Source organism: Streptomyces bauhiniae (assembly GCF_004784475.1).
GTDB lineage: Bacteria > Actinomycetota > Actinomycetes > Streptomycetales > Streptomycetaceae > Streptomyces > Streptomyces seoulensis.
Genome location: NZ_SRRT01000007.1, coordinates 361327 through 380135, shown reverse-complemented (window position 1 = coordinate 380135; position 18809 = coordinate 361327). Strand labels below are relative to the sequence as shown.

General features: G+C 70.8%; 19 protein-coding genes and 1 riboswitch. Of the genes, 14 read left to right on the top strand and 5 right to left on the bottom strand.

From position 1 onward, the window contains the following. Positions 1 to 115: 115 nt before the first annotated feature. Complete coding sequence (locus tag E5083_RS24415) at positions 116 to 1036, top strand: CBM35 domain-containing protein (protein ID WP_135787846.1); 921 nt, start codon at positions 116 to 118, stop codon at positions 1034 to 1036. 150 nt (positions 1037 to 1186) lie between these two features. Then, a complete protein-coding gene (locus E5083_RS24410; protein ID WP_135787845.1) occupies positions 1187 to 2356 on the top strand; it encodes an alpha/beta hydrolase family protein in 1170 nt (389 codons plus the stop codon). Between the two features lie 311 nt (positions 2357 to 2667). On the opposite strand, the gene E5083_RS24405 is transcribed toward E5083_RS24410, so the two are convergent. The 3 genes from E5083_RS24405 to E5083_RS24395 form a co-directional block, all read right to left on the bottom strand. After that, complete coding sequence (locus tag E5083_RS24405) at positions 2668 to 3597, bottom strand: 1-phosphofructokinase family hexose kinase (RefSeq protein WP_135787844.1); 930 nt, start codon at positions 3595 to 3597, stop codon at positions 2668 to 2670. A gap of 118 nt (positions 3598 to 3715) precedes the next feature. Further along, a complete protein-coding gene (nagA, locus tag E5083_RS24400; protein ID WP_208754138.1) occupies positions 3716 to 4870 on the bottom strand; it encodes an N-acetylglucosamine-6-phosphate deacetylase in 1155 nt (384 codons plus the stop codon). Beyond that, positions 4870 to 5814 carry an ROK family protein gene (locus E5083_RS24395; RefSeq protein WP_135787843.1) on the bottom strand — a complete coding sequence of 315 codons (945 nt, stop codon included), beginning with the start codon at positions 5812 to 5814 and terminating at the stop codon, positions 4870 to 4872. The genes nagA and E5083_RS24395 overlap by 1 nt, the downstream gene beginning before the upstream one ends. A 109-nt stretch (positions 5815 to 5923) precedes the next feature. On the opposite strand from E5083_RS24395, the gene E5083_RS24390 reads away from it, so the two are divergent. The 8 genes from E5083_RS24390 (at position 5924) to E5083_RS24355 (ending at position 11853) form a co-directional block, all read left to right on the top strand. Further along, entirely contained in the window at positions 5924 to 7204 is a 1281-nt protein-coding gene (locus E5083_RS24390) for an ABC transporter substrate-binding protein (RefSeq protein ID WP_483025180.1), read from the top strand. Between the two features lie 35 nt (positions 7205 to 7239). Then, on the top strand, positions 7240 to 7464 hold the full coding sequence (locus E5083_RS24385; protein ID WP_135787841.1) for a DUF3263 domain-containing protein: 225 nt from the start codon (positions 7240 to 7242) through the stop codon (positions 7462 to 7464). A gap of 49 nt (positions 7465 to 7513) precedes the next feature. Beyond that, positions 7514 to 8371 carry a trehalose-phosphatase gene (gene otsB / locus E5083_RS24380; protein ID WP_135787840.1) on the top strand — a complete coding sequence of 286 codons (858 nt, stop codon included), beginning with the start codon at positions 7514 to 7516 and terminating at the stop codon, positions 8369 to 8371. A gap of 230 nt (positions 8372 to 8601) precedes the next feature. Beyond that, positions 8602 to 8874 carry a response regulator transcription factor gene (locus E5083_RS24375; RefSeq protein WP_135787839.1) on the top strand — a complete coding sequence of 91 codons (273 nt, stop codon included), beginning with the start codon at positions 8602 to 8604 and terminating at the stop codon, positions 8872 to 8874. Positions 8875 to 9022: 148 nt separating this feature from the next. After that, positions 9023 to 9352: a hypothetical protein gene (locus E5083_RS31305; protein ID WP_167513619.1), complete on the top strand. Its 330-nt coding sequence runs from the start codon at positions 9023 to 9025 to the stop codon at positions 9350 to 9352. Between the two features lie 76 nt (positions 9353 to 9428). Further along, positions 9429 to 10001 carry a DUF5819 family protein gene (locus E5083_RS24365; protein ID WP_135787838.1) on the top strand — a complete coding sequence of 191 codons (573 nt, stop codon included), beginning with the start codon at positions 9429 to 9431 and terminating at the stop codon, positions 9999 to 10001. Positions 10002 to 10108: 107 nt separating this feature from the next. Next, positions 10109 to 10981 carry an HTTM domain-containing protein gene (locus E5083_RS24360; protein WP_244317640.1) on the top strand — a complete coding sequence of 291 codons (873 nt, stop codon included), beginning with the start codon at positions 10109 to 10111 and terminating at the stop codon, positions 10979 to 10981. Between the two features lie 20 nt (positions 10982 to 11001). Then, positions 11002 to 11853 (top strand): serine hydrolase domain-containing protein, encoded by an 852-nt coding sequence (locus tag E5083_RS24355; RefSeq protein WP_135787836.1) that lies wholly within the window; start codon positions 11002 to 11004, stop codon positions 11851 to 11853. A gap of 87 nt (positions 11854 to 11940) precedes the next feature. Here E5083_RS24355 and E5083_RS24350 read toward each other — a convergent pair whose 3' ends face one another. Continuing rightward, the gene (locus E5083_RS24350; protein WP_208754137.1) at positions 11941 to 13356 is read right to left on the bottom strand and encodes an alpha,alpha-trehalose-phosphate synthase (UDP-forming); all 1416 of its coding nucleotides are present in this window, start codon (positions 13354 to 13356) and stop codon (positions 11941 to 11943) included. Between the two features lie 73 nt (positions 13357 to 13429). Further along, entirely contained in the window at positions 13430 to 14374 is a 945-nt protein-coding gene (locus tag E5083_RS24345; protein ID WP_135787835.1) for a glucosyl-3-phosphoglycerate synthase, read from the bottom strand. A gap of 136 nt (positions 14375 to 14510) precedes the next feature. Beyond that, positions 14511 to 14668, top strand: a riboswitch (SAM riboswitch). 17 nt (positions 14669 to 14685) lie between these two features. Here E5083_RS24345 and thrC point away from each other — a divergent pair. The 4 genes from thrC to groL all read left to right on the top strand — a co-directional run bounded on the left by thrC (position 14686) and on the right by groL (position 18753). Continuing rightward, a complete protein-coding gene (gene thrC, locus E5083_RS24340) occupies positions 14686 to 15960 on the top strand; it encodes a threonine synthase (RefSeq protein ID WP_135787834.1) in 1275 nt (424 codons plus the stop codon). Beyond that, complete coding sequence (locus tag E5083_RS24335; protein WP_135787833.1) at positions 15957 to 16232, top strand: MoaD/ThiS family protein; 276 nt, start codon at positions 15957 to 15959, stop codon at positions 16230 to 16232. The genes thrC and E5083_RS24335 overlap by 4 nt, the downstream gene beginning before the upstream one ends. A gap of 419 nt (positions 16233 to 16651) precedes the next feature. Further along, a complete protein-coding gene (locus tag E5083_RS24330) occupies positions 16652 to 16855 on the top strand; it encodes a cold-shock protein (protein WP_009189266.1) in 204 nt (67 codons plus the stop codon). A gap of 275 nt (positions 16856 to 17130) precedes the next feature. Continuing rightward, a complete protein-coding gene (gene groL, locus E5083_RS24325) occupies positions 17131 to 18753 on the top strand; it encodes a chaperonin GroEL (RefSeq protein ID WP_135787832.1) in 1623 nt (540 codons plus the stop codon). The last annotated feature ends 56 nt before the right edge of the window (positions 18754 to 18809 follow it).

Sequence of the window (18809 nt, the reverse complement as noted above, 5' to 3'; positions counted from 1 at the left end):
TTCGGGCGTCCGTTCGGGGGTCCCCCGTCCGAGCGAATCGGGGTGTGCGGGAGGGTAGGCTCGCCATTCCAACCCCGTACCCCGCCCGCCCGCACTTGTTGAGGAGTACCCAGGGATGACGCCCGGCGACAACGGCGCGAGCAAGCCCGAGGAAGACGACCCGTTCGGCTACCTGTACGCCGACGGCCAGGCCCGGGGGGCCCAGCCGCCGTCCGGTGGTTACGGCTATCCCAACGCGGTCAACCGGGTGCGTCCGGTCGGTGAGCGCCAGTACGGCCAGCAGCAGACCGCCCCGCAGCAGCAGGGCGGCTACGGGCAGACGACCGCGGCCCACTACCAGGCGCCGGAGACGATGCCCGGCGGTGCTCCCGCCTCCCGGCAGTCGTCGCACGGAGGCGGTGGCGGCGGGCGGCGCGGGCCGAACACCAAGGGTCTGCTGATCGGCGCCATCGCGGTGGTCGCGGCGGTCGTCATCGGCATCAGCATCGCGATGCTCAACGGCGACTCCGACGACGACAAGAACGGCAACCAGGCGGACGCCTCCCCGACCCAGTCGCAGGAGGCCACGCCGAGCCCCAAGGCGACCAGCACCGGCGAGGCCGGCGAGCTGCCGAAGGCCGACGCCGTCGACGACGCGGTCCAGCTCGCGGGCGGCGCCGCCCCGGCCTCCGACATCAAGGGCGCGAAGTCGGCGGGCGGCTCCTACGTGGGCGGCCTGAACCAGGTCGGCGCGTCGGTGACCTGGACGGTGGACGTGCCGAAGCCGGGCAAGTACACGCTGAACGTCAACTACGGCGTGCCGGGCAAGGACGCCAACACCACGCTGACGATCAACGGCACCTCGCAGAACCGCCCGCTGAACATGTCGAACTTCGCCCACGCCCCCGAGGGCGACTGGGAGCGCGGCTGGACCCACACCTGGGCCAACCTCCAGCTCCAGAAGGGCTCGAACACCATCAGCATCTCGTGCGGCAGCGGCAACCAGTGCGACGTCAACCTGGACCAGTTCTGGCTGGAGAAGGGCTGGCGCAACTAGGGCCTGTCCTTCGGATCACGCAGGGGTCGCGGGGGCTGGTGCCGACCCGCAGGAAGGACCCCGCGCGGCGCGGGCGCGCCGGTTCTCCCTCGCAAGGGTTACGTCTCCAAGGTGACGCCACCCGGCCGGGAGCTGCGTACGGTCCCGCCCATGACCAGATTCCGTGCTCCTACGGTTCTTGCGGCGCTGCTGCTCACCCTGCCGCTGTCGGCAGCCGCAGTCCCACCCGCCGCCGGCGCTCAGCCGACCTCGTCCGTGTCCGCACCGGCAGTCGTCAGGGGCGAACTCCCGCATCCCAGTGGCCCGTTCGCCGTCGGTCAGGACGTCCTGGAACTCATCGACCAGAACCGGCCCGACCCATGGGTGCCTTCGGCGGGCCCGCGCCGGCTCATGGTGTCGATGTACTACCCGGCCAAGGCGGGTACCGGCAGCCCGGCCGCGTACATGACCCCTGCCGCGGCGCGGATGCTGCTGGACACCAAACTCCCCGGCAACACCATCCCCACCACAGCGCTCACCGAGACCCGGACCTGGGCCGCCTCCGGCGCCCGCCCAGCACCCGGCCGCCACCCGCTGGTCCTGCTCTCGCCCGGCTTCACCCTTCCCCGCACCACGCTCACCGGCCTGGCCGAAGACCTCTCCAGCCACGGATACGTGGTCGCGCTCATCGACCACACCTACGAGAACACGGGCACGACCTTCCCCGACGGCAGCACACTGCCCTGCGTGATGTGCGGCCAACTGCGCTCGCCGCAGGACTGGGCGGGCCTGGACCGCAGCCGCGCCCGCGACGTCTCCTTCCTCGTCGACCAGGTGACCGCCCGCTCCCACCCCGCCTGGCGCTACTCCCGCACGATCGACCGCGCCCGGATCGGCATGGCCGGTCACTCCGCCGGCGGTGCGGCTACCGTCCCGGCACTGCTCGCCGACCGCCGGATCAGAGCCGGCGCCGACCTGGACGGCACCATGGACGTGCCGGTGCCCCCGACCGGCCTGGGCGGCAAGCCGTTCCTGATGATCGGGCACCCGCTGCCCAACGGCGCAGAGGACCCGAGCTGGTCGGAGAGCTGGGCCCACCTTGACGGCTGGAAACGCTGGCTGACCGTGGCCGGCACCAACCACGCCTCGTTCACCGACTTCCCCGCACTCCTCGACGCGCTCGGCCTGCCCGACCCCGACCGCTCCCTGTCGGCGTCCCGCGCCCTTCACCTCACCGGCGCGTACGTCACGGCTTTCTTCGACCTGCACCTGAAGGGCTCGCCTCGGCCGCTCCTCACGGGCCCGACCCCCGAAAACCCGGAAGTCGGCTTCCACCCGTAGCGGAGGCCGACCAGAAGCCAATCGTGGCAGCCGCCGCCACGACAAGGGCACCACCATCTGCCTCGCCGGACGCCAGGTCGCCGCCATCTTCATCTGATCAGCACGATGATCCGAAGGAAACGCCCTAGGGCTTCTCTTATGGATCATGTCGGGCAAGCCGTGGACCATGGGATCGGGGTCCGTTGCTGCGTGAGGGGGCTGGATGGTGGAAACTTCCTCGGCTTCAGGCGATGTGCTGGAGCCGATCAGGCAGCATCTGCGAGACCCGTCCCATGACCTCGACGTGGGTCCTGGCTGGCGGCAGTTGGTGCTCAGGCGGCCGATTCCTCGTCCGTCACCGTGGCCGCGGCCAGCAGGCGTGCGTAGTCCGCCGGGTCGAACTCGCCGGCCGTGGGCGCCAGTACGGCCGCTGCCGAGAGGGCGGTGGCGCGGGTGAGGCGGGCGGGCCAGGGGAGGCCGTCGACCAGGCCGGACAGCAGGCCCGCGACCGCCGCGTCGCCCGCGCCGGTCGGGTTGCCGCGCAGCCGGGCGGGCGGGGCGGCGCGCCAGTGGCCCTCGGGGGTCGCGGCCAGCAGACCGTCCGCGCCCAGGGAGGCGACCACCGCCTGGGCGCCCCGGCGCCGGGCGTCGCGGGTGGCGCGGGCCGGCTCGTGGGAGCCGGTGAGTTCGGCCAGTTCCGCCGCGTTGGGCTTGACGATGTCGGGCCGGGCCGCGATCCCGCGCCGCAGCGGCTCCCCGCCCGTGTCCAGCAGCACCGGCACCCCGGCCGTCCTGGCCACCCGTATCAGTCCCGCGTACGCGCCCACCGGCACGCCCGGCGGCAGGCTGCCGCAGAGGGCGACCGCCGAGGCGTCCGCGAGGAGGGTGTCGTAGGCGCGCAGGAAGGCGGCCCACTCGGCGGGGCCGATGTGCGGTCCTGGCTCGTTCAACTGGGTGGTGTCGCCGGTGCGTTGGTCCACCACGGCGACCGTGCGGCGGGTCGGTCCGGCGACCGGCACCAGCGCGTCGGTGATCCCCGGCGCGCCCGCGAGCCGCTCGCGCAGCACCTGGCCGGTCGGGCCGCCCGCGAAACCGGTGACCGTCACCCCGTACCCGAGCGCGGCGAGCACGCGGGCCACGTTGACGCCCTTGCCGCCGGGCCGCTCCACGACCTCCGACACCCGGTGCTCGGCGTGCGGCCGCAGCGACGTCACGCGGTACGTGATGTCGAGAGCGGTGTTCAGCGTGACCGTCAGGATCACCCGGTCCGACCTCCCTCGATGGTCCGTACGCCTCGGTTTCCGGGGCCCCGATCATGCCAAAGAGACGGCGTCCGGCCCAGTTGAGGGACGGACGCCGTCGGAGGAAGCCGGGTACGGATCAGGGCAGTTGGGGCGCGACCACCCATTCGCCCCGGCGCATGACGCCCTTGAGCGCGAAGTCGGCGTCCAGCAGCACGAGGTCGGCGTCCTTGCCGGGCTCCAGCGAGCCGACCCGGTCCGCCAGGCCGAGCAGCCGGGCCGGGTTGGCCGACAGCGCCCTGACCACGTCGGTGACCGGGAGCTTGTCCACGGTGACCGCCCGCCGGAAGGCGCGGTCCAGGGTCAGCGTGGAGCCCGCGATCGAGCCGCCCTCCACCAGCCGGGCCACGCCGCCCTGCACCTCCACCTCCAGCGGGCCGAGCAGATAGCGGCCGTCCGCGGAGCCCGCCGCGTCCATCGCGTCGGTGATGAAGGCGACCCGCTCGGCGCCCGCGTGGTGGAAGGCCAACTGCAGCGCGGCCGGGTGCAGATGGGTGCCGTCGTTGATCAGCTCGACGGTGATCCGCCCGTCCTCCAGCAGCGCGGTGATCGGGCCGGGATCGCGGTGGCCGATCGGGGGCATCGCGTTGAAGAGGTGGGTGGCGACGGTGGCGCCCGCGTCGATGGCGGCCACCGTCTGCTCGTAGCTCGCGTCGGTGTGCCCGACGGCCGCGATCACGCCCTGCTCGGCGAGGAGGCGTACGGAGTCCAGGCCGCCCGGCAGTTCGGTGGCGAGGGTGACCATCTTGGCGTGGCCGCGCGCGGCGTCGACCAGCTTGCGGACCTCGGCCGGGTCCGGGTCGCGCAGCAGCGCCTCGGAGTGCGCGCCCTTGCGGCACGGGGAGATGAACGGGCCCTCGAAGTGGACGCCCGCGATGTCGCCCTGCTCGGCCAGCTCGGCCAGCATTCCGGCCTGGCGGGCCAGGACGTCCAGGTCGTCGGTGACGGTGGAGGCGACCAGCGTGGTCGTGCCGTGCGCGCGGTGCGTGCGGACGGCGGTGAGCGCGTCCTCGGCGCCGCCGGAGAAGGCCGCTCCGCCGCCGCCGTGGTTGTGCAGGTCCACGAAGCCGGGGACCACCCAGTGGCCGGTCACGTCGAGCACGTCGGCGCCCTCGGGCGCGCGCTCCGCGATCCGGCGGCCGTCGACGGCGACCTGCCCGCCGGGCACCTCGCCGGTGGGTAGCACCACGGTGCCGCCGGTGAGCACCAGCGGGCGTGCGCTGTTGTCGGCCATCAGGTGCGTACCTCCGTGGTCTGGGGGATGTGCGGGAGCAGGTCCCGGGCGAGCAGCGCCGCGCCCAGGCAGCCGGCGCCGTCGCCGAGCGCGGCCGGGACGAGGACGGGCGCGGCCTGGAAGGTGAGCCGGCGCTCGATGGCGGCCCCGAGCGGCCGGAACAGCACGTCACCGGCCTCGGCGAGCCCGCCGCCGACGATCAGTGTGCCGGGGTCGAGCAGGGTGAGCGCGGTGACGAGGCCGTCCGCGAGCGCGTCGACCGCCTCGGTCCAGACGCGGGCCGCGTCCGGGTCCCCGGCGGCGACGGCCCGCGCGCAGTCGGCGGCGTCCGCGTCCGCGCGGCCGCTCGCCTCCGCCCAGGCGGTGCCGACGGCGGCGGCGGAGGCGTACCGCTCCAGGCAGCCGGTCTGGCCGCACGGGCAGGGGCGGCCGCCGGGGCGTACGACGATGTGGCCGATCTCCCCGGCGAAGCCGTTCGCGCCCGCCTCGACCCCGCCGGCCAGGCCGATCGCCCCGGCGATGCCGGTGCCCAGCGCGACGAACAGGAAGCGGCCGGCGCCCCGGCCAGCTCCGGCGCGGCCCTCGGCGAGGCCGCCGGTGCGCACGTCGTGGCCGAGGGCGACGGGCATGCCGAGCCGCTCGGTGAGCAGCGCGCGCAGCGGTACGTCGCGCCAGCCGAGGTTGGCCGAGTACAGGGCGGTGCCGGTCGCCTCGTCGACGGTGCCGGGGACGGCGACGCCGGCCGCGAGCGCGGGAGCGCCGAGGTGCTCGGCGCCGTGCGCGAGCAGGTCGGCGGCGAAGGCGAGGAGGTTCTCGACGACCGCCTCCGGTCCGTCCTCGCGGCCCGTCGCGCGGCGGGCGCGGTGCAGCACCGCGCCGTCCTCGCCGACGAGCGCGGCCTTCATCGAGGTACCGCCCACGTCCAGGGCGACGACATGTCTCACCGGCCCAGTGTGACCCGCCGACCCGCGAGAGGTCTAGTCCACTTACGTGGTGTAGACCTTATGCGTTCGAAATCGAATGGTCTGACCAAGGGGACAAGGGGCTTTGAGGGTGCGTCGGCGTACGGCAGGAACGATCGCGGTGGTGTCCGCACTGGGCATGACGGCGATGCTCGGCGGCTGTGGGAGCACGGACTCCTCGGACACGACCCTCAAGCTGGTGGCCGCCGACTACGGCGACTCCGCCGCCAACAGCTCCAAGAAGTACTGGGCCGCGCTGGTCGATGCGTACGAGGCGAAGCACCCCGATGTGAAGGTCCAGGTCAGCGTCTACTCCTGGAACGACGTCGACGCCAAGGTCAAGGCGATGGTCGACGCCGGGAACGCCCCCGACATGGCCCAGATCGGCGCGTACGCCGACTACGCGGCCGCCGGGAAGCTGTACCCGATGTCCGACACCCTCTCCATCGGCACCCAGGCCGACTTCGTGCCGCAGCTCGCCGACGCGGGGGACTGGAACCACACGCCGTACGCGATGCCGTTCGCGGCCTCCACGCGCGTGCTCTTCTACAACAAGACGCTGTTCCAGCAGGCCGGCATCACCCCGCCCACCACCTGGGAGGAGCTGGCCTCCGACGCCGAGGCGCTCAAGGCCAAGGGTGTGAAGTACCCGTTCGCGCTGCCGCTCGGCCCGGAGGAGGCGCAGGCCGAGACCATGCAGTGGCTGCTCAGCGGCGGCAGCGGCTACACCGACGACATCGGTACGTACACGATCGACTCCGCGGTGAACGGCGAGACGTTCACCTGGCTCAAGGACGACCTGGTGGGCAAGGGGCTCACCGGGCCGGTCGCGCCGGGCCGGCTCAACCGGGCCGCCGCGTTCGCCGCGTTCGCGGACGGGCAGGTCGGCATGCTCAACGGGCACCCCACGCTGATCCGGCAGGCCGAGGCGAAGGGCGTGAAGTTCGGCATGGTCCCCTCGCCGGGCCGCACCGGGCGGGCGCGGGCCGCGATGGGCGTCACCGACTGGATGCTGGCCTTCAGGCAGAACGGCCACGCCCGCCAGATCGGCAGCTTCCTGGACTTCGTGTACGAGCAGAAGAACGTGCTCGACTTCTCCCGCAAGTACGGTCTGCTGCCCGTCACCACCTCCGCCTCCGAGGCGATGAGCGGGTCGGACGCGAAGACCGACGTGCCGCTGCACGCCTTCCTGGAGCAGTTGCCGACCGCTGAGCAGTACCCGGTGAACAAGACCTCCTGGGCGGCGGTCAGCGCGGCCGTGAAGAAGGACATCGGGCAGGCGGTCTCCCCGGGCGGCAGTCCCGCAGGCGTCCTCACCCGGCTCCAGGCCGCCGCCACGGCCGCCGACAGCACGGCCCAGTCCCAGGGCTGAGCCCCCTGTCGGTGGTCGGGGTTACGGTTGCCGGCATGGAACTCGGCAGCCGTGAGAAGGCGATCCTCGCGCTGGAGGGCCGGAGTTTTCCCGGTCCCGGCGCGAAGGAGCGCGCCATCCGCGAGCAGCTCGGGCTCGCGCCGGTGCGCTACTACCAGCTCCTCAACGCGCTGCTGGACGACGAGCGGGCCCTCGCGCACGACCCGGTGACGGTCAACCGGCTGCGGCGGGTGCGCGAGGCGAGAAGGTCGGAACGGTAGAGCCTCTTCCGGAGGCGTGCGGGCGGCCCGGCGCGGATAGTGTCGCTCTATGGGAACCCCTGACATCCCCGAGGACAGCGCGCTGCCGGTCCCCGAGACCCAGGCGGGCCGCGACGGTCTGCGGGCACTGCTGGACCGGCCGCGCACCGCCGTGATCGGCCTGGACTTCGACGGCACGCTGGCCCCCATCGTCGCCGACCCCGACCAGGCCCGCGCCCACCCCGGCGCGGTGCCCGCGCTTTCCGCGCTCGCGCCGAAGGTCGCCTCCGTCGCCGTGGTCACCGGCCGCCCGGCCGGGGTCGCGGTCCGCAACGGCGGCTTCGCCGGAGTCCCCGGCCTGGAGCACCTCGTCGTCCTCGGCCATTACGGCGCCGAGCGCTGGGACGCCGCGACCGGCACCGTCACCGCGCCCGCCCCGCACCCCGGCATCGCCGCGGTCCGCGCGGAACTCCCCGGCGTCCTGGACCGGGCCGGCGCCTGGCCCGGCACCTGGATCGAGGAGAAGGGCCGCGCGGTCGCCGTCCACACCCGCCGCGCCGAGGACCCCGAAGCCGCCTTCGACACCCTCCGCGCCCCCCTCACCGACCTCGCCACCCGCCACGGCCTCATCGTCGAACCCGGCCGCCTCGTCCTCGAACTCCGCCCCCCGGGCATGGACAAGGGCGTAGCCCTCCTCGACCACCTCCGCACCACCGGCGCCGAATCCGTCCTCTACGCCGGCGACGACCTCGGCGACCTCCCCGCCTTCGCAGCCCTCGAAAAACTCCGCTCCGAGGGCATCCCGTCCCTCCTGGTGTGCAGCGGCAGCAGCGAGGTGACGGAGTTGGCGGAGCGGGCGGACCTGGTGGTGGACGGCCCGGAGGGCGTGGTGGCGCTGCTGAACGGCCTGGCGGCCCACGCCGACTGATACTTGCGATCTCCTTGCGCTAAATCCTCGCCTGTTGGCTGAAACTGATTGTGAGTCAGGCCACTCGTGCTGGCTTCGACTCGATCATCGCCACTAAAGTGCGGGTAAAGGAACGAGCCGAATGAAGCCCCGATGTGGCGATTGACCACCGCCCATCGATGTTGCGGACGGCTGTTCCTGTCGTGCCGTTTCTCGGTTCGGCAGGGGCAAGGTGAAGGGGGAGATTTCACTTGACTGCGGTCGCAGATAATCGGCCGTTCGACGTTTCCGTCGACAGGGAGACCCTGGCGCGTCTGACCGGACGGGAGCGCGAGGTACTGCGTCATCTGGCGAAAGGTGAGTCGAATCGCGTGCTCGCCCGAAACCTCGGAATCGCCGAACGGACCGTGCGCGCCCACGTGACCAGTGTCGTGCGAAAGCTGGACGTCGGGTCCAGGTTCGAGGCCGGCCTGGTGGCGTTCCACCATTACGCAGCCCTCGCCGAGGAATCAACCTCCTCCTGAGGCATTGCCGCAAGAGGCAATGGAAGAGGCTGTCCCGTCCTGGCAGGCTCGGTGTCGCTGTTCGCCATGTCTTCGGAAGTCCCGGCGTACCTGGCCGGGCGCATGGCTCTGCCCGAGCCTGGATCACCATCCTGGGGGAATAACGCGTATGAACATCAAGAAGATCGTCACCATCGCGGGCGCTGCTGCCGCGGGTGTCACCCTTTTCGCCGCCACGCAGGGCAGCGCTCAGGCCGCCGCCCAGCCGGCCGCGCCGGTGGCGGCCGTCCAGCCTTCGCAGGACAAGGCTCCGCAGGCCATCGGCTCTCTCGTGGGCAAGGTGGCCGCCAAGGCGGCCAACAAGGCCACGGCCGTCGGCAAGGGCATGGCGGTGGTGGCGAAGAGCAATGCCGACAACATGCTCTCGCACGGCAGTGTCTTCGCTCCTCCGGAGGACCTGCCGCAGGGGGTCACGCCCGACACGGTCTTCGACCGGTAAGCACCACGTGACGAACGCGTATCGCACCACCAGGAGGGCGGCGCTCGTTGTCGGCGGCGCCCTCCTGGGGGCTCACATGATCCTCGCCGCCTCGTCCCAGGCGCCGCTCAGCCCGGCGAAACTCGTCTACGGAGACCGAGTGGCGGAATACCTCAACCCGTACTTCTCCCAGAACTGGCAGCTCTTCGCGCCGACGCCGGTCTCGGACAACCGCGGCATTCTGGCGAGAGCCACGTGCGCGGACGGTTCGGTGACACAGTATTACGACGTCTCGGCCCATGGCATGGAGAAAGCGCGGAGTTCTCGATTCTTTCCCTCTCGGGAATTCCGTCTCGTCTCCGCCAACCTCCAGAACATCACCAGCAGTGAAGAGCTGCTCAGGAGAATTCGTCGGCAGCAGACCAACGACAAGAAGCCCGTACTGCCCCCGCTGCCCTATGAGAAGGCCACCGAGGCGGAAGCGGTGAAGGGGCTGTCCCGTTACGCCTACGACCAGATGCCCACCGCGTGCGACGGGAAAGCGGTCAAAGTCCAGGTGCGCATGTATGTGCACGAATTGCCGCCGTGGTCCAAGCGTCATGATCCCTCCGCCGAAGGAAAGCTCATGGTGAAGGACTTCGCCTGGCAGGAGGCAGGGAGGCTGAGATGAGGAAATCCTTGCACCGGCTGTCAGCCCGACTGGACTCCTGGTCCTTGAAGCCGGTGGCTGTCACCGGAGTGTCAGGGACGCGTGTGCTGCTCGGTTTCGTCGGGCTGATGTACTACGTGAGTCAGTACCAGGAGCGGAACTATCTGTTCGGGCCGGACGGGGTGTTGCCGCACGATGACTTCACGGCGCAACTGACGGGCTTCAGCCTGTACGCCCTGTCGCCGTCACCCCTGTACTTCCAGGCCGTCTATCACCTGGGCATCGCCGTCGCGCTGGCCGTCACGCTCGGCATCGGCGGCCGACCTGGACTGGCCCTCCACTGGGCTCTGCTGTGGTCGGTCTACCAGCGGCAGCCCGGCCTCCTGGACGGCGGTGACAACCTGGCGTACGTCGTCATCCCCTTCCTGCTCCTGACGCGCTGCTACGACCGGTTCGCCCTGCCCACCGGCGTCGCCGGCCGTCTTGCCCAGCGGCTCCCCGGCAGGCTCCGAGCGGTGTCGGTGCCGTTCCACAACCTGGGCGTCCTCATGGTGGCGACGCAGATCTGCATGGTCTACGTCGTCTCCGGCCTCTACAAGGTCATGGGCGAGGAGTGGCAGGACGGTACGGCGCTCTTCTACATCATGCGGGTCGCGGAGTTCGAGCTGCCCGGCTGGTCGCACCTGGTGTACGAGAACGACGTTCTGGTCGTGCTCGGCACCTACGGGACGGTCGCCTTCCTGGTCTACTTTCCGCTGGGTGTGCTCGTACCGGCACTACGCCCGTGGGCCGCCGCCGCGTCCATCTGCTTCCACCTGTCGATCGGGTTCTTCATGGGACTGACGGGCTTCGCACTGACGATGATCGCGTGCGATCTGGTCTTCCTCTCGGGTGCTCTCGACCGTGCTCTGCTGCGGATCAGAAGCAGGCTTCCCGGCACGCGGACGGCGGAGCCGGATGAAGAGGGCGCAACGGAAGCGGCCACCCCCGCACTCGTCTGACCGACTGGAGCCAGGAGAACATGCCCACCCCCACCTGCCTGCTCGGCGGCGCCGGTATCGAGGACCGGGTCGTGCACGGCCACGATCCGGATCGGTTCGTGGAGATCGGTTCGCTGAGCAAGGTGTTCACCGGGACCGTCCTGGCGCAACTGGCGAAGGACGAGGTCATCGATCTCGACACGCCGCTGGAGGAGTGCCTGGAGGACGTGCCCGCCGGTACCGGCATCACGCTGCGGCACCTCGCCGAACACACCTCGGGCCTGCCACGCCTGCCCGTCGGTACCGGTGGTCCGCCCGGCGACCCGTACGCCACCTTCACCGAAGACGCCTTGCGCACGTCGCTCCGCGAACTGGACCGGGTGGCCACGGGCCGGCTGGGGGAGGCGGAGTACTCCAACCTCGGGTACGCCGTGCTCGGGTACGCCCTCACCACCGTCACCGGACGCCCGTACCAGCAACTCGTGGACGATCTGGTCCTGTTGCCCCTGGGGCTGGAGGCAGGGGCGGTGACCGCGCTGCCGCCGCGCGAGCGGCGCCTCGTGCCGCGCGGACTGTTCGGCCGGACTCGTTCCCTGTGGACCCTGACCGGCCCGATCCTCCCGGCCGGCGGCCTCTGGGCCACCTGCCGGACCCTGTCCGACATCGTGCCCGGCCTGCTCGTCGAACGCCGGCTGGGCCCGCCCGCCCTGAGCTGGCAGCGCGGCTCCGCGATCACCTGGCACAACGGGGCCACCCGCGGCTCGTCCGTCATGGCCGCCGCCCACGACGACGGCCGCTGGCTCGTCCTCCACCGCCTCGGCCCCGCCTCCGCCACCGACACCCTCGCCCGAGAAACCCTCCTCGCCGCACCCGCCCTGGACAGCGGGGCGTGAGGTGCCATGAGGATCGCCTGGTTCAGCCGGCTGGTGCGGGGGTATCGGCTGGCTGGCCTGGCACTGAGCAGGGCAGCCAGCCGGGGGTCAGCCCCGCAGCGCGTTCAGTTGGTCCAGGAACCACTTGGTCGGGGGGAGGGCCGTCGCCGCGTCGGAGAGGTGCTTGGAGCGTTCGGCTCGGGCGGGGTCCGGGAGGGTCAGGGCTTCGTGGAGGGCTTCTGCCGTGCCGACGACGTCGTAGGGGTTGACGGTGATCGCGTGCTCCGACAGCTCCTCGTAGGCGCCTGCCTCGCGGGACAGCACCAGGGCCACGCCCTCGTCGGAGACGACGGGGACCTCCTTGGCGACGAGGTTCATGCCGTCGCGGATGGGGTTCACCAGGGCCACGTCGGCGAGGCGGTACGCGGCCAGGGAGCGGGCGAAGTCGTCGTCCAGGTGGAGCAGCACCGGGGTCCAACCCTCAGTGCCGTACTCGGAGTTGATCTCCTCCGCCACCCGGCGTACCTCGTCCATGTAGGAGCGGTACAGGGCGAGGTCCTGGCGGGAGGGGTAGGCGAAGGCGACGTGGACCACGCGTGCGCGCCACTCGGGGTGGTCCTCCAGGAGGCGGCGGTACGCCAGGAGGCCGCGCACGATGTTCTTGGACAGCTCGGTGCGGTCCACGCGGACGATCGACCGGCGCCCCTCGCCGATCTGCTCCCGCAGCACCGCCATCCGCTCGTCCACGTCCGCCCGGTGCGCCCGCTCCCGCAGGAACTCCGCGTCGGCGCCGAGCCCGTGCACCCCGATCTCCGTACCCGACGGGATGCCCGGACCGAGGACCGCGTGACAGCAGTCGGTGAACGCGTCCGCCCAGCGCCGGGTCAGGAAGGCCGCCCGGTCCGCGCCCAGGATGCCGGTGAGCAGCTCGGCCGCGATGTCGTCCGGGAGCAGGCGGAAGTAGTCCGGCGGCGCCCAGGGCGTGTGCGAGAAGTGCCCGATGCGCAGGTCGGGCCGGAGCTTGCGCAGCATCCGGGGGGCCAGCGCCAGGTGGTAGTCCTGGATCAGCACCGCCGCCCCCGGCGCCGCCTCCTCGGCCAGCGCCTGGGCGAACGCCTGGTTGTAGGCGCGGTACGCGTCCCACTGCCGGCGGAACTCCGCGTCGAACACCGGCTCCAGCGGCGTCTGGTACATCATGTGGTGCACGAACCAGAGCGCGGAGTTGGCGATCCCGTTGTACGCGTCGGCATAGACCTCCGCGTCGATGTCCAGCATCCGCACCCGCTGCCCACCGGTGTCCTCGGCGGGGAGCAGCCCGCCGTCCGCGCGCCGCACCGCCTCCCGGTCACCGTCCCCGAGCGCGGCGCACACCCACACCGCGTCCGTGTCCGGACCGATCGCCGACAGCCCCGAGACGAGACCGCCGCCGCCCCGGCGGGAGCTCAGCTCTCCGTCGGAACCCACCGTGTACGAAACCGGGCCGCGATTGGACGCGACCAGCACCTCAGCACCCTGCGTAGCCATGGCCTCAACCTAGCCCGGCCCACAAATGCTCAAACGTACGCGCGACCGGCGAGCCGGACCGTATACGGCCCGCTCACGCCACCTCCCGCGCCGCGTACTCCGCGATCTCCGCCATCGGCGGCCGCTCCTCGGTGTCCACCGAGTAGGTACGCGGCTCGAATCCGCCCACCCCCCGCTCGAACTGGGTCAGCGCCGGCCGCACCAGGTGCCCGCGCGCCAGCCGGAGCTGCGCGGTGCGGTAGATCGCGGCGGCCATCCGCCCGAGCGCCTGCCCGTCCTGGTGCCGGTGCTTGCGCACGCCCACGTCCACCTGGGCCAGCGCGTCCAGCCCGACCAGATGCAGTGAGTCCACCAGCATGCCCAGTTCGACCCCGTACCCGACCGGGAACGGCAGCCGCTCCAGCAGGGAGCGCCGGGCCGCGTACTCCCCGCCCAGCGGCTGCACGAACCCGGCGAGCTGCGGCCAGTGCATGTTCAGCAGCGGGCGTGCCATCAGCTCGGTCACCCGGCCGCCCTGCCCGGCGGCGCCGCCCAGCGGACGGTCGTACATCGCCTTGACCAGGTCGATCCCCGGATCGGTGAGCAGCGGGCCGACGATGCCGAGCACGAAGTCGGAGGAGAACTCCCGCAGGTCGGCGTCGACGAAGGCGACGATGTCGCCGCTGGTCGCGAGCAGGGAGCGCCACAGCACCTCCCCCTTGCCGGGCATCGCGGGCAGCCGGGGCAGGATCGCGTCCCGGTGCACCACCCGCGCGCCCGCGGCGGCGGCCACCTCGGCGGTGCGGTCGGTGGACCCGGAGTCCACCACGACTATCTCGTCCACCAGCGGCGCCTGGAAGACCAGGTCGTGGCGGATCACGGAGACGATCTCACCGACCGTCGCCTCCTCGTTCAGCGCGGGCAGTACCACGGAGACCCGCTGCCCGGACCGCTGCTTGGCGGCCAGCACGCGGTGCAGCGGGCGGTCGGCCACGGACCAGGAGTGGGTGGCCAGCCAGCGCTCGGTTTCTTCCAGCATGGTCTGCGGCTCCTCACTGCCTGATCCATCTCGCGGTTCGGACGACACCTTCAACTCTCCTGGCCTTCGGTTACAGTCTTGAACAACGCCGATGACCATCGCATGTCGAGGTCGGACGGCGTTCACAACCGAATACCGCTCATCCAGAGGGGCAGAGGGATACGGCCCGATGAAGCCCCGGCAACCCTCCAGCCGGTCTCCCGTGCGCGACACACCGCCGCACGCGCGAGGCTCCCGGCTAGGGAAGGTGCCAAATCCGTCTCACGGCGAGATGCGTCGTGAGGAAGATGAGGAGAAAGGGCCTCGCCTCCATGGCTGTGCAGACTGTCGCCACCCCCACCGTCGATCTCGGACCCGCCGCCGCCCTGAGCTGTCGGGAGTGCGGACACCGTGTCCCGCTCGGTCCCGTCTTCGCCTGCGAGGAGTGCTTCGGGCCGCTGGAGATCGCCTACGACTTCTCCGCGTACGACACCGAGAAGCTCCGGGCCCGCATCGAGTCCGGCCCCGCGAACATCTGGCGCTACGCCCCGCTGCTGCCCGTCCCCGCCGACGTGGCCGGCAAGCCGAACCTCAACCCCGGCTGGACCCCGCTGGTCAGGGCCGACCGCCTGGCGGCCGAACTCGGCGTCACCGGCGGGCTGTTCGTCAAGGACGACTCCGGCAACCCGACGCACTCCTTCAAGGACCGCGTGGTCGCCCAGGCGCTGGAGGCCGCCCGCGCCTTCGGCTTCACCACCCTCTCCTGCTCCTCCACCGGCAACCTGGCCGGCGCGGTCGGCGCCGCCGCCGCCCGCGCGGGGCTGCGCTCCTGCGTGTTCATCCCGCACGACCTGGAGCAGGGCAAGGTCGTCATGGCCGCCGTCTACGGCGGTGAGCTGGTCGGCATCGAGGGCAACTACGACGACGTGAACCGCTTCTGCTCCGAGCTGATCGGCGACCCGGCCGGCGAGGGCTGGGGCTTCGTCAACGTCAACCTCAGGCCGTACTACGCCGAGGGCTCCAAGACGCTGGCGTACGAGATCTGCGAGCAGCTCGGCTGGAAGCTGCCCGACCAGCTCGTGGTGCCGATCGCCTCCGGCTCCCAGCTCACCAAGATCGACAAGGGGCTGAAGGAGCTGATCGCGCTCGGCCTGGTCGAGGACAGGCCGTACAAGATCTTCGGCGCCCAGGCGGAGGGCTGCTCGCCGGTGGCGGCCGCGTACAAGGCCGGTCACGACGTGGTGCGGCCGCAGAAGCCGGACACCATCGCCAAGTCCCTCGCCATCGGCAACCCGGCCGACGGGCCGTACGTGCTGGACATCGCGCGCCGCACCGGTGGCGCGGTGGAGGACGTGACGGACCCGCAGATCGTGGACGCCATCAAGCTGCTCGCCCGTACCGAGGGCATCTTCGCCGAGACGGCGGGCGGGGTGACGGTCGGCGTCACGCAGAAGCTGATCGAGTCCGGCGCGCTGGACCCCTCGCTCACCACCGTCGTCCTCAACACCGGCGACGGCCTCAAGACCCTGGACGCGGTCGCCGGCACCGGTCTGACCGCGACCATCCGCCCGAACCTGGACTCCTTCCGAGAGGCTGGCCTCGCATGAGCGTGACCGTTCGCATCCCGACCATCCTGCGCACCTACACCGGCGGGCAGGCCGAGGTCGCCGCCGAGGGCGGCACGCTCGCGGAGGTCATCGAGGACCTGGAGAAGCACCACCAGGGCATCGCCGCGCGCGTCCTGGACGACCAGGGCAAGCTGCGCCGGTTCGTGAATGTCTACGTCAATGACGACGACGTGCGTTTCGAGGGCGGACTTCAGACCGCCACGCCCGACGGCGCGGGCATCTCCATCATTCCGGCGGTCGCCGGCGGCTGAAATTTACCCTCGGTAATGGCCCCCTCCGCGGTCCCCTCCACAAGGGAAACGGAGGGGGCCATTCTGCGTGATTGAGCGCGGTAGAGTTGGGGAACGCGCTCCCGGTCCCGCGGACCGGTAGTCCTTGATTCATGCCGCCTGCCCGACAAGAAGCAGCCAAAATGTGCGGGTAATGTGCGGCATTTGTTGCATTTATGGGGCCCGACTTGCCCCGAATTCAGCCGAAGTTGCGGCAGATTCCGGACTGTGTCCGTCCAGAATTCTCGTCCGATTGACCTGTTGCAGACGGCAGTTGGACAGATACATTCAGCCGCGGTCGACGCGTTCCGGCGCACGCCCCCGACCGATTGGGGGGCGAGGTCTGACCCAGGTTCACGAGGTGTGGATCTGCGCAAGGGCCAGTAATAGGGGAGTTAGCCATGGCTCAGGGCACCGTCAAGTGGTTCAACGCGGAGAAGGGGTACGGCTTCATCGCGGTCGACGGTGGTGCGGACGTCTTCGTCCACTACAGCGCGATTCAGATGGACGGCTACCGCAGCCTGGAAGAGGGTCAGCGGGTCGAGTTCGAGATCTCGCAGGGTCAGAAGGGCCCGCAGGCCGACATGGTTCGCGTCACCGCCTGAACGTCTCCAGCAGAGCGCAGGGCCCGTACCCGTACAGGGTGCGGGCCCTTCGTCCTGTTAGGTCCCGTCCTGATCCCCCGAAGGCGCTTGCACTCGCCCTGGGTGAGTGCTAATCATTGCGTTAGCACTCTGAAGGTGAGAGTGACAACGAAGGACCGGGTCGGTGAGGCCCGCAGGCCGGGTGGGGCAAGGAACCACGAGGCCGGCGAGCCGTCCGTCGCGGGCGCGGGCGCGGTCCGAAGGAATCACCCCCAGTCCTGGAGGGACCACTTCACATGGCCAAGATCATCGCGTTCGACGAGGAGGCGCGGCGCGGCCTCGAGCGCGGCATGAACCAGCTCGCGGACGCCGTCAAGGTGACGCTCGGCCCCAAGGGCCGCAACGTCGTCCTCGAGAAGAAGTGGGGCGCCCCCACGATCACCAACGATGGTGTCTCCATCGCCAAGGAGATCGAGCTCGAGGACCCGTACGAGAAGATCGGCGCCGAGCTGGTCAAGGAAGTCGCCAAGAAGACGGACGACGTCGCCGGCGACGGTACGACCACCGCGACCGTGCTGGCCCAGGCCCTGGTCAAGGAGGGCCTGCGCAACGTGGCCGCCGGCGCCAACCCGATGGCCCTCAAGCGCGGCATCGAGAAGGCCGTCGAGGCCGTCTCCACCGCCCTGCTGGAGCAGGCCAAGGACGTGGAGACCAAGGAGCAGATCGCCTCCACCGCCTCCATCTCCGCCGCTGACACCCAGATCGGCGAGCTGATCGCCGAGGCGATGGACAAGGTCGGCAAGGAAGGCGTCATCACTGTCGAGGAGAGCAACACCTTCGGTCTCGAGCTCGAGCTCACCGAGGGCATGCGCTTCGACAAGGGCTACATCTCCGCCTACTTCGCGACCGACATGGAGCGCATGGAGGCGGTGCTCGAGGACCCGTACATCCTCATCGCCAACTCCAAGATCTCCTCGGTCAAGGACCTGCTCCCGCTGCTGGAGAAGGTCATGCAGTCGGGCAAGCCGCTGCTGATCATCGCCGAGGACGTCGAGGGCGAGGCCCTCTCCACCCTGGTGGTCAACAAGATCCGCGGCACCTTCAAGTCCGTCGCCGTCAAGGCTCCGGGCTTCGGCGACCGCCGCAAGGCCATGCTCGGCGACATCGCCATCCTCACCGGTGGCGAGGTCATCTCCGAGGAGGTCGGTCTCAAGCTGGAGAACGCCTCCCTGGACCTGCTGGGCCGCGCCCGCAAGGTCGTCGTCACCAAGGACGAGACCACCATCGTGGACGGCGCCGGCTCCTCGGAGCAGGTGCAGGGCCGCGTGAACCAGATCCGCGCCGAGATCGAGAACTCCGACTCGGACTACGACCGCGAGAAGCTCCAGGAGCGCCTGGCGAAGCTCGCGGGCGGCGTGGCGGTCATCAAGGCCGGTGCCGCCACCGAGGTGGAGCTCAAGGAGCGCAAGCACCGCATCGAGGACGCGGTGCGCAACGCCAAGGCGGCCGTCGAGGAGGGCATCGTCGCCGGTGGTGGCGTGGCCCTGCTGCAGGCCGGCCAGGTCTTCGACAAGCTGGAGCTGTCGGGCGACGAGGCGACCGGTGCCAACGCGGTCAAGCTCGCCCTTGAGGCCCCGCTGAAGCAGATCGCCGTCAACGGTGGTCTCGAGGGCGGCGTCGTCGTGGAGAAGGTCCGCAACCTCCCCGTCGGCAACGGCCTGAACGCCGCGACCGGTGAGTACGTCGACATGATCGCCGAGGGCATCATCGACCCGGCGAAGGTCACGCGCTCCGCGCTGCAGAACGCGGCCTCCATCGCCGCGCTGTTCCTCACCACCGAGGCCGTCATCGCCGACAAGCCGGAGAAGGCCGCCGCGGCCGCTCCGGGCGGCATGCCGGGCGGTGACATGGACTTCTGATCCTTCTGGATCAACTGTCCTTCGCCAGGGCGGCACTTCCCTCACGGGAGGTGCCG

Bases quoted from the DNA above. Each gene is read 5' to 3' on its own strand.
- E5083_RS24415 (WP_135787846.1), top strand. From the start codon at position 116: ATGACGCCCGGCGACAACGGCGCGAGCAAGCCCGAGGAAGACGACCCG.
- E5083_RS24410 (WP_135787845.1), top strand. From the start codon at position 1,187: ATGACCAGATTCCGTGCTCCTACGGTTCTTGCGGCGCTGCTGCTCACC.
- nagA (WP_208754138.1), bottom strand. From the start codon at position 4,870: ATGGCCGACAACAGCGCACGCCCGCTGGTGCTCACCGGCGGCACCGTG.
- E5083_RS24385 (WP_135787841.1), top strand. From the start codon at position 7,240: ATGGAACTCGGCAGCCGTGAGAAGGCGATCCTCGCGCTGGAGGGCCGG.
- otsB (WP_135787840.1), top strand. From the start codon at position 7,514: ATGGGAACCCCTGACATCCCCGAGGACAGCGCGCTGCCGGTCCCCGAG.
- E5083_RS31305 (WP_167513619.1), top strand. From the start codon at position 9,023: ATGAACATCAAGAAGATCGTCACCATCGCGGGCGCTGCTGCCGCGGGT.
- E5083_RS24365 (WP_135787838.1), top strand. From the start codon at position 9,429: ATGATCCTCGCCGCCTCGTCCCAGGCGCCGCTCAGCCCGGCGAAACTC.
- E5083_RS24360 (WP_244317640.1), top strand. From the start codon at position 10,109: ATGTACTACGTGAGTCAGTACCAGGAGCGGAACTATCTGTTCGGGCCG.
- E5083_RS24355 (WP_135787836.1), top strand. From the start codon at position 11,002: ATGCCCACCCCCACCTGCCTGCTCGGCGGCGCCGGTATCGAGGACCGG.
- E5083_RS24350 (WP_208754137.1), bottom strand. From the start codon at position 13,356: ATGGCTACGCAGGGTGCTGAGGTGCTGGTCGCGTCCAATCGCGGCCCG.
- E5083_RS24345 (WP_135787835.1), bottom strand. From the start codon at position 14,374: ATGCTGGAAGAAACCGAGCGCTGGCTGGCCACCCACTCCTGGTCCGTG.
- thrC (WP_135787834.1), top strand. From the start codon at position 14,686: ATGGCTGTGCAGACTGTCGCCACCCCCACCGTCGATCTCGGACCCGCC.
- E5083_RS24335 (WP_135787833.1), top strand. From the start codon at position 15,957: ATGAGCGTGACCGTTCGCATCCCGACCATCCTGCGCACCTACACCGGC.
- E5083_RS24330 (WP_009189266.1), top strand. From the start codon at position 16,652: ATGGCTCAGGGCACCGTCAAGTGGTTCAACGCGGAGAAGGGGTACGGC.
- groL (WP_135787832.1), top strand. From the start codon at position 17,131: ATGGCCAAGATCATCGCGTTCGACGAGGAGGCGCGGCGCGGCCTCGAG.